Origin of the sequence: Microcoleus sp. D2_18a_B4 (genome assembly GCF_036702475.1) — a bacterium.
Classification (GTDB): Bacteria; Cyanobacteriota; Cyanobacteriia; order Cyanobacteriales; family Microcoleaceae; genus Microcoleus.
In genome coordinates, this window is record NZ_JAUBTL010000035.1 from 1 (window position 1) to 13,020 (window position 13,020).

The 13,020-nt window shown below is 49.1% G+C and carries 10 protein-coding genes and 1 pseudogene; 1 reads left to right on the forward strand and 10 read right to left on the reverse strand.

What is annotated here, in order from left to right:
* The 10 genes and pseudogenes from QUB04_RS19590 to grpE form a co-directional block, all read right to left on the reverse strand.
* Positions 1-450, reverse strand: a pseudogene (locus tag QUB04_RS19590) (RNA-guided endonuclease InsQ/TnpB family protein); the annotation flags it as partial.
* Between the two features lie 22 nt (positions 451-472).
* Positions 473-637, reverse strand: a complete 165-nt coding sequence (locus QUB04_RS19595; protein WP_333286871.1) for a hypothetical protein — start codon at positions 635-637, stop codon at positions 473-475.
* Entirely contained in the window at positions 630-1,268 is a 639-nt protein-coding gene (locus QUB04_RS19600) for an IS607 family transposase (protein WP_333286874.1), read from the reverse strand. The genes QUB04_RS19595 and QUB04_RS19600 overlap by 8 nt, the downstream gene beginning before the upstream one ends.
* A 188-nt stretch (positions 1,269-1,456) precedes the next feature.
* Positions 1,457-2,185, reverse strand: coding sequence for a biopolymer transporter ExbD (locus QUB04_RS19605; protein WP_333286876.1), 729 nt, complete (start codon positions 2,183-2,185; stop codon positions 1,457-1,459).
* Positions 2,186-2,200: 15 nt separating this feature from the next.
* Positions 2,201-2,986, reverse strand: coding sequence for a MotA/TolQ/ExbB proton channel family protein (locus tag QUB04_RS19610; RefSeq protein WP_333286878.1), 786 nt, complete (start codon positions 2,984-2,986; stop codon positions 2,201-2,203).
* 241 nt (positions 2,987-3,227) lie between these two features.
* Positions 3,228-4,478, reverse strand: a complete 1,251-nt coding sequence (gene rsgA / locus QUB04_RS19615; protein ID WP_333286880.1) for a ribosome small subunit-dependent GTPase A — start codon at positions 4,476-4,478, stop codon at positions 3,228-3,230.
* The gene (locus tag QUB04_RS19620; protein ID WP_333106093.1) at positions 4,475-4,765 is read right to left on the reverse strand and encodes a sulfurtransferase TusA family protein; all 291 of its coding nucleotides are present in this window, start codon (positions 4,763-4,765) and stop codon (positions 4,475-4,477) included. Before QUB04_RS19620 ends, rsgA begins: the two co-directional genes overlap by 4 nt.
* 291 nt (positions 4,766-5,056) lie before the next feature.
* The gene (dnaJ, locus tag QUB04_RS19625; protein WP_333042223.1) at positions 5,057-6,184 is read right to left on the reverse strand and encodes a molecular chaperone DnaJ; all 1,128 of its coding nucleotides are present in this window, start codon (positions 6,182-6,184) and stop codon (positions 5,057-5,059) included.
* A 132-nt stretch (positions 6,185-6,316) separates the two neighbouring features.
* Positions 6,317-8,482, reverse strand: a complete 2,166-nt coding sequence (gene dnaK, locus QUB04_RS19630; protein ID WP_333286881.1) for a molecular chaperone DnaK — start codon at positions 8,480-8,482, stop codon at positions 6,317-6,319.
* A gap of 295 nt (positions 8,483-8,777) precedes the next feature.
* Positions 8,778-9,572, reverse strand: coding sequence for a nucleotide exchange factor GrpE (gene grpE / locus QUB04_RS19635; RefSeq protein ID WP_333153502.1), 795 nt, complete (start codon positions 9,570-9,572; stop codon positions 8,778-8,780).
* Positions 9,573-10,989: 1,417 nt separating this feature from the next.
* Here grpE and QUB04_RS19640 point away from each other — a divergent pair.
* On the forward strand, positions 10,990-12,996 hold the full coding sequence (locus QUB04_RS19640; RefSeq protein ID WP_333286883.1) for a GspE/PulE family protein: 2,007 nt from the start codon (positions 10,990-10,992) through the stop codon (positions 12,994-12,996).
* Positions 12,997-13,020 lie beyond the last annotated feature (24 nt).

Below are 13,020 nucleotides of genomic sequence, written 5' to 3' on the forward strand. Positions count from 1 at the left end.
CCTAGCAATCTTCCCAAAGTCATGTTTCCCAAATTCACTAAAATAATTGCCATCAAATCCGGTCAAGAAACAACGCACTCCTGGATCGAGTGCGATGGTTTTTCCACCATTTCTCGGCTCCGGGATATCCATCTCTACGGGCATATTCACGAACCAGCGTCCCTTGTTATAGGTAACTTCTACGGCTTTGTCGTACTTAACTAAGCAATAACCTTGTCCAGTCCAGAGGGGCTTTTCCAGGTGTTTGCTAGCATTAGCCATTAGATGACCATTCTTGTAATCACCCGGGTCGAACTGAATTGTTTGTTTCTGGGAGCGGATTGACCTGAACCGAGCCAACTTCAGTCCGACTAAAGGATTGGGTTTTGCCTTTTTTCCTTTACCTAATTGAGCGGGCTGCTTGTCAGTCTTCTTCCAAGCTGTATAAGCCTCGAAAAGGGCGTTATCCAAACTGTGTGCTATTCCTAACTCTTTACACCATTCCGGGATTATCTCGTAACAAGCGAGTTTTGCAAAAACTACGAAATGCTTGCTTGCCGGAAGTTTTCAAAACTGGCTGATTAGTCTTTTTGTCTACAGTGTAGTAGGTGAACTTTCCTTGATGCTGATTCAGGTAAGCGATTGCATTGTTATACACTTTGCGATTGGCGTGAATTCTCAACATCCAGACTTTCTTCGTCTCCCCCTTTGGGTAAACTCGGTACGTCAAAGTCTTCAATGATTTGCTTTTTATACTTTCTGAGTCCGTACAATCGGCAACTGAAGACGTGGATGATGGCGAGTATATCTTCAACCATTTCTCTTTCTGGACTAAGTGAACTATTGTTGAGAACCAGAATCTTACACCCGCCCCGCTCTGCGAACCATGAGATAACATCGAACCCGAACCGACACAATCTATCTTTTGAGGCAACGACAACCATTCCGATGTCGCCTGTGTAAACGTGTTCCAGTAGGGCGATAAGACCTTTGCGCTTGAAGTTAAGTCCGCTCCCGATGTCTTGGATAATTTCACATCCGGGGTAGCGAGACAGAAGAAAGTCAGTCTGTCGGAGAAGGTCGGCTTTTTGACTTCGACTGCTAACTCTGGCGTAGAGGATGGTTGGTTTAGTAGATGGAATATTGACAACTGAGTCACAGTCGTAGCGTCGCTGTCCTGACGGCGTTCGGTATGCTTTGATTTTCCCTTCTTTTTCCCACCTTTCAAGGGTTTTTGAACATACTCCAAGTCGTTGAACAGCGATTCTTGGTGGTACATATGGGGACATATTGGGTTTGGTTAGGTGAATTATCTCAGTATCTACCAATTGTCGGACTTATTACAGAAATGTCTAAGAATCTCTTGTCCTGGGGATTGCTCCCTTCTTCCTTCTCCCTTCTTCCGACGGACATCGGACTGACATCCGTTACATCCGTTACATCCGTTACACAATCCGTTGCCGAACCTTCTTCCTAACTAATTCGAGGGCCCGCCATCCTGCGGTGGAGTGGCGATTCCGGGTCTGAAATTGGGAGCAGCGGGTGCAGGCGAAACCGGAGGAATGCCCTGATTTGCCCCAAAGTTACTAGGCTGCTGTGGAGCCGGGAGAGGGGATTGAAACTGATTGGGATTGAACTGCTGCTGCCCAGGAGTGGGGAGAGGGGATTGAAACTGATTGGGGTTGAACTGTTGCTGCCCCGGAGGCACAGGAGACGGCAGGGGTTGACCGGAATTGCCGATCGCAGGTGCCGCAGGAATGCCAGAATTGGGAAGCGAGGTATTGGGCAATGGGGAGGGAGCCGAACTAGGAAGAGTTGCCAGGGCAACTCTATCGCCCCCTACCTCTCTCAATTTGTCTAAAACCTCGACAACTTTGGCATATCTCGCATTTTGAGGAGCGTACAGCACCATCAACCCCGTAGGGTTTTGGCTTTGGAAACTCTTTAAAACTCGATCGAGCTGTTGGTAATTAACAGGCAATTGGTCGATATAAGTTTGACCGAAATCGTCAATGCTGACAATCAGCATCTCTCGCATCTGTACTTGTCCTGTCTTCGCTTTAGGCAAATCCACATTAATGGCTTGCTGCCGAGTCAGTTGCAAAGCCGCCAGGAGAAAAAACGTCAGAATGCAAAAGATCACGTCAATTAAAGGCACCAGTTCAATCCGAGCCTCTTCAGCAGGAGTATCTAGATTAATCTTCATCAGTTCTCCTTGATTCTAATTATTAGAAGGTGAATCTTCAGCCGGATCGGAACCTTTCAATTTCGGCTCCCGATTCCGTTCTCCCGATTCTTGAGAATTGAGAGAACGCCTGTTCAAACCATCTGCACCAAAAGAAGAATTGCTGTATTCTGCACCGGGTGCTCGACCCTTAGCATTAGCTGCAGGCCAGTATTGCCTGTAAAGCAATTCCAGTTCATTTCCAGCTTTGCGAAATATTTTGGCCTGGTTGAACAAAAAAGCTTGAAATATCCTATAAAAGGCCAAGCTAAAAATTGCTACTATCATCCCAGTAGCAGTCGTGATCAGCGCCTCGCTAATCCCCAAAGTTACGCCAGTTGTTGCCGCCGTGCCGATGTCGCCCAGACGGATGGAACTGAGCGAGTTAATCAAGCCCAGAACTGTTCCCAGCAAGCCCAACAAAGGGGCTAGAGCGATCGTAGCTTCTAAGATTTTGTCACCGCGGCGCATCGAAGCCAACTCTTCATCGGCTGCAGCTTCGAGTGCAAGTCGAAATAAATCTGGTTCGGGATTGTAGAGCCGCAGGGGTGCAGAAAGAAATCGCCCGATCGGCTGTCGGTTAGCTTGTCTGGCCATCTCGTTAGCCGCCCCCCAATCACTGCGAGCCGCTTCCAGAATGCGGTTAACTATCTGCTTTTCTTTGCTCAGGAGGCTTGCCCAAAACCACAAGCGCTCGATAATTGTACTCAAAGATAAAATCGATAACAGCAACAGGGGCCACATGGCGGGGCCGCCTTTTTGAAACAGTTCTTGAATATTCACAATATTTTTGCTCCTGCAGTACCCGCTAACTTTTGCTTCTGTTCTACTTTTTTTAACAAATCTAAGGCCATTTAATTTTAGCTATTAATGTACTCAGGACTTACGCACTCGCGACTAAAGAAAGCCGATTTTGGGAAATGGGCATCGGGGTACAACGAAGTATTTTCGTCGAGCAAACCCGGTTTCCGGGTAAGTCTTGGTACTGTTTTCTAGTGTCGGCGCGCGCTGGGCGGCGACTTCCTCACAACTCGTCTAAATCTTGACACATATCTTGCAGCGATTGGTGTTGAAGGCGGCGGGAAGAGCGGCGATATTTTTTAGTTTGTAGCTTCGGTTCGTAATGCTGCGTACCATCCGACTTGGTTTGCTGCTTCAAACTCGATTCGGCGCTACTAGAGTTTTGCAGAGCTTGTTGGCGGACGATCGCCTCTTCGAGAAACTGCAAGTAATACTCATAGCGCTCCCAACCGCCCCGCACGACACAGTTAGGCTCGTCTCGGTGCGAACAATCACTAAATTGGCAGCTACCCAAAGCCAGCCTCTGGCGCGCTTCTGGGAAATATTCAGCTAACTCTGAGGGATCGCATTCGAGAGCCGGCTGATTAAAGCCCGGAGTATCGGCCAAAAGTCCGCCGCCGGGGAGTTCAAATAGTTCGACGTGGCGAGTCGTGTGGCGCCCGCGGCCGAGTTTGCCGGAAACAGCGTTCACTCGCAGATTCAGGGCCGGGATCAGTTGGTTGATTAAGCTGGACTTGCCAACCCCAGAAGGGCCACAAATTACCGTTATTCTTCCTTGCAGGTGGTCTAGAAGCAAGTTCGGCAACGGCATATGTACGGGATTTAACGGATGTAACGGATTGACCGAATTTGGAAGTTGGGGGTTATCCTCATAACTCAGCAGAGATGGCTCTATTTTCTCCGCTAAGTCATTGAAATGCGGTTCCGAGGCAAAAATTTCATTTTGACCCTTAGCGGGAGCTTCCTGAACTCCGGCACCGCTGCGGACGCTAATAAACATGGGTTCGTAGCCCCAGCCTGAAAGCCGATCGCGCCACTGTTCCAACTCCTGGGGCGTGACCAAATCGCATTTGTTGAGGCACAAACTCACCTCTAAACCTGTAGATTCGGCCTTGACTAAAAACCGAGTTAATGACGCGGGATCTAAGTCTGGTTCAGCAAGGGCAAAAACAAGGAGAATGCGATCGGCATTAGCTACAGGCGGGCGGTTGAGTTCTGTTTGGCGGGGGAAGACTTCAGAAATTGCACCACGGCGGTCAGTCCAGTCCGGTTCGTCTACCACCACGCGATCGCCCACCATCACCTGTTGGCCAATTTTTTTGAGTCGAGTGCGGCGAGTGCACAGGAGAGTCGGAGAATCCGCGAGGGGAGCATTTTTCCCGTCAATGGAGACTTCGGGATCTAACCTCACTTGGTAGAAGTTAGCCTGAACAGCAATTACAGTACCCACGATCGAGGGCGAATTCAGGCTCATCCTGCTTCCTTGTCTTCTGGGCGCTGCACTTTCATTGAAAAATAGCCCGACTCCGGCTCATCCGCGACAAATTCCGTTTCGAGAATCTGGTAGCCTTCCATTTTGAGACTATCGGGCACTTGTTCGATCGGCTCCCCAGCATCCAGCCACACTTCCAAAACTGCTCCCGGTGCCATTTGCTCCAAGCGCAGTTTAGTGCGGACAAAATTCAGAGGACACGGAGTACCCCGCAGATCGATTTTGGCATCTGGGGATTTGGGATTTTCAATTTTCGATGTTGAATTCATAATACTTTTTGCAATCTCAAATCCTGAAAGCCGTAGTTTTTTAAACAAGTTGCGTGGAAACTGGAGAATCTAAAATTTTGTGTCCAATTGGACACCGACTATTATTCTTTCTGAAAAAAGTGAGCGCAATTGCGCTCACTTTTTTGAGGGCTGCGGAAACGCAATGCCCAGGAAGCGTCCCACCTGAGATTGTTGTGAGCAATTGCACACAATTTTTTGACAGATACTAAAACAAATTGCCTGGGAATCCTCAAACAGGAAAATTTGACACCAAGTGGTGTCAAAAATTGCTTATTTCTGAAACAAATTACCCAGAAACCCTTCCAAGCCGCCTTTACCGGTACGATCGCCCTTCAGCTTAGCAAGCTGCATCAGCAACTCCCGTTCCTCAGCCGTCACCTTAGTCGGAATGTCAATAGACACCGTAATCAAATGATCGCCGCGACTGACTGGATTTCCCAACCGAGGCACCCCTTTTTTCTCAAGAGTCAGAACAGTATTCGCCTGAGTTCCGCTAGGAATCAACAACTCCGTCGGCCCGTCTACGGTTTCCACTTCCAACCGGCACCCTAAAATTGCTTGCAAATAACTAATCTTAACTTCCGAGCTAACGTTAGTGCCGTCGCGCTTAAATAGCGGGTCTTCATTCACCGCCAAGAACACGTAAAGATCCCCAGGCGGCCCGCCCAGTTTGCCGGCATCCCCTTCATTGGAAACGCGCAAGCGAGTACCGTTGTCAACCCCAGCCGGAATTGTGATTTTCAGCTTTTTCATCACTTCTTTCTGGCCTCGGCCGCCGCAAGTTTCGCACTTATCCTCAATCACTTGCCCGGTGCCGTTGCAAGTGGGGCAAACTGAAACTTGAGTAAAGCTACCGAAAGGAGTGCGGGTAGCGCGTCGGACTTGACCGCTGCCGGTACAAGTCGAGCAAGTTTGGGGTCTGGTTCCCGGTTTCGCGCCAGTCCCCGTGCAAGTCTCGCAGGTTTCTAGATGCTTGATGCGGAGTTCTTTTTCCCCACCAAACACTGCTTCGCGAAAGTCCAGCCGCAAATCGAGTCGCAAATCGTCTCCGCGCACCGGCCCGCTGCGCCTGCGACCTTGCTGTTGTTGACCGACACCTCCCTGAAAACCCTGAAAGAAGCTTTCAAAAATATCGGCAAAGCTGTCACCAAAGTCTTGGAACCCAGGTGCGCCTGCACCGCTGACGCCTGCTTCGCCGAAACGATCGAAACGGGCGCGGGTTTCTGGTTCTGAGAGTACCTCGTAGGCGCGGTTAATTTCTTTAAACCGCTCCTCGGCACCGGATTCTTTGTTGACATCTGGATGGTACTTGCGAGCTAGGCGGCGGTAAGCACGCTTAATTTCTTCTTTGTCTGCGCTGCGAGAAACGCCTAATATTTCATAGTAATCACCGGCCATAGAGCTGCTTGCCTGGAGGTAAATAACAAAAAGTGTACGAAAAAAAAACGGGCGACCTTTCCTGAAATTACAGATTAAAAATCAAAAATTCTCAGTGTTAATTTTTAACTTTTAATTTTTAGCTTTTCAGTTTTAAAGGAAAGGATTCATATCATCAACTTCTGGTTCGGGAACCTTCTGTTTTTGTTTTGACTGTGGATTTGACTGTGGACTTGACTGTGGATTTGACTGTGGATTTGACTGTCGTTTTGACTGTCGCTCCGGCTTGGATTCCGGCTTGGATTCCAGCTTTGGTTCCAGCTTTGGTTCCGGCTTTGGTGCCGGCTTTGGTTCCGGCTTTGGTGCCGGCGGAGCTTGGGGCGCCACCTGCAGCTCTTCTTTCAGCAAAATGCTGTCGTCGTCCGCTTTAACCTCTTCTGGTTCTGATGATTCTACCTCTGAGATCATCTCGCTTTCAACAACAGCTCCTGACGGGGCTACCCCGCTGCGGGCTTGGTCGTAGACTGCTGTCCCCAGCGAGTATAGCAGTTGCTTGAAAGATTCGATTGCGGGGGTGAGTTCCTCGATTGTGATGTCGGGGTTAGTCATCGCTGCCCGCAAGGCTGCTGCGGCTGTTTCCGCTTCGGCCTTGAGCTCGTCACTCAGCAGTTGCGCGTTGGTTTTTAAAGTTACACCACAATTATAGACGAGGGAGTCAGCTTGATTTTTGAGTTCGACGAGTAGAGCGCGCTTGAGGTCCTCGTCGGCGTAAAGTTCGGCTTCTTGTCGCATCCGCTCGACTTCGGTTTCGCTCAATCCCCCTGTATTGGAAATTTGGATGCTTTGTTCTTTTCCGGTTCCCTTGTCTTCAGCAGCCACTTTGAGAATCCCGTTGGCATCGATTTCAAAGGTAACTTCGATTTGAGGTACGCCACGGGGAGCTGGGGGAATGCCTTTGAGCAGGAATTTGCCGAGACTTTTATTGTCTTTAACCAATGCCCGCTCGCCTTGGAGTACGTGAATTTCTACCGAGGTTTGCCCGTCTGCCGCCGTGCTGTACATTTGCGATCGGCTGGTGGGAATAGTTGTATTGCGCTCTATTACTTTGGTGAACACCCCGCCCAACGTTTCGAGTCCCAGGGAGAGCGGCGTCACATCAAGCAGCAGCAAGTCTTTGACTTCACCACCCAACACCCCGGCTTGAATTGCCGCGCCTACCGCTACAGCTTCGTCGGGATTGACGGATTTATCGGGAGAAACGCCCCCAAAATACTTGCTAATTGCCTTTTGAACTGCTGGAATCCGGGTTGAGCCTCCCACTAAAATAATTCTGTCTATGTCTTTGGGGGTCAAACTTGCGTCTTTGAGGGCTTGAGTCACCGGATCGATCGTCGCTTGCACCAAATGAGCCACCAGTTTTTCAAACTGAGCTTTGGAGAGTTCCATTTCCAAATGCTTCGGCCCTTTCTCGTCAGAGGAGATGAAGGGCAAATTGATTGAGGTGGATTCGCGGTTGGATAGTTCGATTTTTGCTTTTTCGGCAGCTTCTCGGAGGCGCTGCAAGGCCATTTTGTCTTGTGAGAGGTCACTGCCTTCTTGAGTGCGGAAAGCTTCTACCAGCCACTGGACTATGCAGTCGTCAAAGTCATCTCCTCCGAGATGGTTGTTACCGGAGGTAGCGTTGACTTCAAAAATTCCGTCTCCTAGTTGCAGGATCGAAACGTCGAAAGTACCGCCGCCTAGGTCAAAGACCAAGATTTTCTGTTCTATATTTTGCTTGTCCAGCCCGTAGGAAAGGGCTGCCGCTGTCGGTTCGTTGACGATCCGCAGGACTTCTAGGCCGGCGATCGTACCGGCGTCTTTAGTAGCTTGCCGTTGGGCGTCTGTGAAGTAGGCGGGTACTGTAATCACGGCTTGAGTAACAGTTTGTCCCAAATAAGCTTCAGCATCTTGCTTGAGCTTTTGGAGTACCATTGCCGAGATTTCTTGCGGAGTGTGAACCTTGTTCCGAATTTGGACGTTAACGGTATCGTCTTTGCCTTTTATGCAGGTATAGGGAGTCCGCGCTCGTTCTTCTTCCGTGTCGTCCCACCGCCGTCCGATAAATCGTTTGATACTGTAGACAGTATTTACAGCATTAGTTACAGCTTGCCGCTTGGCTAGTTGACCTACTAAGCGATCGCCCGCCTTGCCGAATCCTACTATACTCGGAGTTGTGCGGCCGCCCTCGGAATTGGCGATCACGACGGGTTTACCGCCCTCTAACACAGCTACGCAACTGTTAGTTGTGCCTAAGTCAATTCCAATAATTTTTCCCATAGCGCCTCATAAAACTTTGTGGGATGTTTGGAAACCTCCAACTACAGGTTGGGGGAAGAAAAACGACTCAGCTTGTTCAAACAAGCATCACCCGACCTGATTTGTAGGAAATAAACTTGAGGTCAATCAGGCAATATCAAAGACGGGTAAAAACATTTTTCACAATTTTTGGATAAAGCGCTGACCTGCTTTTAGTCATCTTTAATGTAAGAAGTTGGTTAGTCTGCCACCTGGGAACCCCCGAATTCTATTCGGGGGTAAGTGACTTTGAGGAATGCAGTAGCTTGTATCCCGCTTAACCTTCCGAACTATCGGGATTTTCATCTGAGGCTACCACAGATAGCCCAGCCGCTGCAACTTTCACTTTGGCGTGTCGCAAGACGCGATCGCCCAGAATGTAGCCGCGTTCTAGTTCTTGGATAATTGTTCCTTCCTCGTGTTCGTCAGTTGGCTCGCTCAGCAGAGCTTCGTGGAGGTTGGGGTCAAACTGTTCACCTTCGGGGCGCATCGGAGAAACCCCGATTTGCTTGAGGCCGTCTACCATTTGCTTGTAAACGCTTTGGTAGCTTTTGTGAATGTTCATTTCGCCATCGGTTTGCGGCTTGATGTGCGATCGAGCGCGCTCGAAATTGTCAATTACCGGCAACAGGGGTTTAATCGTCAGACACCTTGCCTGTAAATCTAGCTCTTCTTTTTCCTTTTGGGTACGCCTGCGGAAGTTCTCAAAATCTGCTGCTAGGCGGAGATTTTGATTTTTCAGTTCTTCTAGTTGAGCGGATGTGGCTTGCAACTGAGTTTTTAAAGCCTCTTTTTCATCGTTGGCCTGGGCCAGTTCCTTCTTCCAAGGCTCCGCCGCGTCTGCAGTCGGACTGTTGGTTGAACTGCCGGTGACGGTAGGCCCCGATGCGTTTGCTGGGGTGCGATCGCCCTGAGCACTTTGATAAGCTCGAGCAAGTTCGAGCTCCCAATCCGCCGATTCATTCGAGTTTCCTGATGCCGCCGGATTTTCGCTTGCCATTGGCGAACCCTCTGGGGTGGTTTCCCCTGTTGAGTTAGGATCTTGATCTTGCTGTTTTTCCTCGTCAATCATAAAAGCTGCGCGACAGAACCCTATCAATTCTAGCAGATACAGTTAACCCGGTAAATCTAGAGGACTCGAATTTACTGTGTATGGCACCATGTAAAAAGAGGAAATCTCGCCAGATCTGGAGACATTCCTCAAACCTTTCCATAAAATATTCAATGACCCGTTTAGATATTTACGTATAATATGGTAGCAATGGGGTCAACCCAAGGTTTGTTGGTTCCTGATTTTTAATTAACGCGATCGCATTTACAACAATTTTTATAAGTATATTTTGCGGTTAAGTCTACTACAATATTTCCCAATTAGGAGGCTAGATGTTTCAAGGTTTACTTAAAACCATAGTGACTTAAATTTATAATCGGTCAGGCTGTTTTAGTCGCAAGCTTACACAGGCATTTTTTAGCATTTGCTGAGTTTCCCAAGTCAGGAGAAAGAGCAATTTGTATGGAGTGACTAAGTAGTTAGCTGTGTGCTTGTGTAACTCAGATACTAGGTTGTTAATCTTGATGTGAATGGGATCTGTGGTTTCTCTGATTCAATACCCCCAAAGTCGCTTGAAGTCTCGAATTTTTGCCAGTCAAATGATAGACATTAGCTGGTCTGGCGGAGGTGTTCATCTGTAAATACGATTGATATCTAATTTGCCTCTTGCCAAGATTTTTGAACCGTCAAGCTTAGGTCACAAAGGTTCGGACACCATGATAGAATCAAAGTAATATTTACTGACCCAAAACTAGAGTTGCTCAAAATTTGCCCTGGGGGCTCATGCAGCCGACGATCGGGCAGTGACCGATCGCAGATAATTAATCAAAATATATTTCAAAAGGGCGATCGAGGCTTTCGTAAAAGCTATCATCACAGAACAGAGCTCATCTTTAATTTAGTACAGCTAACCGCGCCACCACGGGCGCTGTAATTTGAGCAAACAATTTGGGAAAATAGAATTAGCCTGGGAGGGGGACACACCCCGCCCCGCTTTTCTCTCCCGGTACGGGGAACCTCCAAGTGATGTGCCCTGACGCTATAACGAGAGTATCCCGCAAGTTAATCAGGTAAGTAAGCAACTTAGCACTCAACGAACAAGATTTGATTGCAAGCACCCGCAAATCCCTCCAACATCTCGTCAATTTGTGGACGAAGCTTAGAGGGGAGTGCGAGCTTACACTGTAGAGATAGGGATTGAGCAAGAAAATCATATAGCCTTTCTCAGTAACATGAGGTGCTCATAGGGCTCCGTGGGCTCCGTGGGCTCCGTGGCCTCCGTGGCCTCCGTGGGCATAGGACAAAGCCCCCATACCTCACAACGCTTGAGAACCCCTATAGCTGATCCATAAGCAAAGAATACGGGGGTTAAAACCCCGCGTTGGTTTTCCTCTCAGCACTCTTTGTGACTGAGTTTCCCACCTATTGAGTGTTTTTTATGACTAGCACATCCGCGCCTCGATCCACATCGATAGTTGCTCTAAGCGCTTTTACTCCGGCTCTCACCAAGATGATTCTGTCGGGTTACGTCAACGGCGAGCAAGTGAAGCAAGCTCAAATTGAAAGCCAGAAGTCAGGCAAGCGTTTGACCGAGGTATTAGAAGCACTTACCGGGCAGCCGTTACCCCCAGAATTGCTGCGACTTTACAAGAAGCAGCAGATGTTTGAACGGAAGATAGTCTACGGCGTTGAAGCATTTGACCCGGAGATGAGCGAAATGTCTAACGAGCAACTCGGAGTTATGCTCGACGCATTGAAGATTTCGATCGACATTTGTCACCAAGGTCGGTTTTTACCCGTAGCGAAGACTGAAACTGAGCCAGCGGCGGTTTTAGTGGCAATGGTAGATCCCGACAACCTCAACGCCATAGAAGATTTGCGGCGGATTTTACAGCCTCATGGCTTGGCTTTGCAGCGACGGGTGATTACGCCAGACGACTATCAGGACATAACTTCTACCTATCAAGACGAACAAGTTAAGAGGGAAGCTAAAAAAGCTGAAGTCGAAAAGCAGAGAAAGATGGATTTAGGGGAGGGAGATTTTGGCGAGCTCTCGCTAGAAGAGGAGAGTAGCGACCAAGAAGACCTCGCTAACACCTTGGACGATGCTGAGGCCGCTCCCGTAATTAAGGCCGTCAATATCATTTTGGCTAAAGCTTTGTCGGAAAAGGTGTCTGACATCCACGTAGAACCTCAAGAAGAGTTCATGCGGATTCGGATGCGGAAAGACGGGGTGCTGCAAGAGTATTTCCGGTTTCCCAAGCAGGTAGTCGCATCGATTACGGCTCGTTTCAAGATTATTGCCAACCTGGATATTGCCGAACGCCGACAAGCTCAAGACGGGCGCATCCGCCGGGTGTTTGAGGGACGCACGGTGGATTTCCGGGTGAACAGCTTGCCTTCCCGGTACGGCGAAAAAATCGTGCTGCGGATTTTGGACAGTTCCAGCACTCAGTTGGGTTTGGGTTTGTTAATCTCCGACGAAGAAACTCTGGCTTTAGTGCGAGAAAGTGCTAGCCGTCCGTTCGGACTGATTTTGGTTACCGGGCCGACGGGTTCGGGCAAGTCAACTACTCTGTACTCGATTCTGGCGGAACGGAACGATCCGGGGGTTAATATCAGTACGGCCGAAGACCCGATCGAATATGCTTTGCCAGGAATTACCCAATGTCAAGTAATTCGGGAAAAAGACTTGACTTTTTCCAACATTCTGCGGGCATTTTTGCGGCAAGACCCTGACGTGATGCTGGTGGGGGAAACGCGGGACAAGGAAACGGCAAAAACGGCTCTGGAAGCTGCTTTGACGGGACACTTGGTGCTGACGACGCTGCACACGAACGACGCGGCTGGGGCAGTCGCGCGTTTGGCCGAAATGGGCGTAGAACCCTTCATGGTTTCGGCCGCTCTGTTGGGCGTGTTGGCTCAGCGTCTGATGCGGCGGGTTTGCGACAAATGCTGCATTCCTTACCAGCCTACTGCCGCAGAACTCGGCAAGTACGGTCTGTCGGCTTCTCAAGAAATTGATCTCACTGTTTACAAAGCCCACACTATACCCGTGGAGGAAAGGAAGGAACTCGCAGACAACGAGCAACTTTGTCGGAAGTGCGGCGGCCTAGGCTACAAAGGGCGGGTAGGGGTTTACGAGTTCCTGAAAAATACTGAGCGGCTTCAAACTCTGATCACTCAAGGAGCTCCCACAGAGCAAATTAAGGAAGCAGCAGTAGAAGAAGGGATGAAAACGTTGTTGGCTTACAGCTTGCAATTGGTGCGGGAAGGCGCGACTACTTTTGAAGAAGTCGAGCGGGTGACGTTTACAGACTCTGGCCTGGAGGCTGAAATGAAAGCCAAACGCAAGCAGGGACTTACCTGCAAAACTTGTCAGGCGGAATTGAAGCCGGAGATGCTGGATTGTCCCTACTGCTTGACGCCACGCTTTTTGGATTGATTCAACAGTTAACTGTTGACTGTT

Bases quoted from the DNA above. Each gene is read 5' to 3' on its own strand.
- QUB04_RS19600 (WP_333286874.1), bottom strand. From the start codon at position 1,268: ATGTCCCCATATGTACCACCAAGAATCGCTGTTCAACGACTTGGAGTA.
- QUB04_RS19605 (WP_333286876.1), bottom strand. From the start codon at position 2,185: ATGAAGATTAATCTAGATACTCCTGCTGAAGAGGCTCGGATTGAACTG.
- rsgA (WP_333286880.1), bottom strand. From the start codon at position 4,478: ATGAGCCTGAATTCGCCCTCGATCGTGGGTACTGTAATTGCTGTTCAG.
- QUB04_RS19620 (WP_333106093.1), bottom strand. From the start codon at position 4,765: ATGAATTCAACATCGAAAATTGAAAATCCCAAATCCCCAGATGCCAAA.
- dnaJ (WP_333042223.1), bottom strand. From the start codon at position 6,184: ATGGCCGGTGATTACTATGAAATATTAGGCGTTTCTCGCAGCGCAGAC.
- dnaK (WP_333286881.1), bottom strand. From the start codon at position 8,482: ATGGGAAAAATTATTGGAATTGACTTAGGCACAACTAACAGTTGCGTA.
- grpE (WP_333153502.1), bottom strand. From the start codon at position 9,572: ATGATTGACGAGGAAAAACAGCAAGATCAAGATCCTAACTCAACAGGG.
- QUB04_RS19640 (WP_333286883.1), top strand. From the start codon at position 10,990: ATGACTAGCACATCCGCGCCTCGATCCACATCGATAGTTGCTCTAAGC.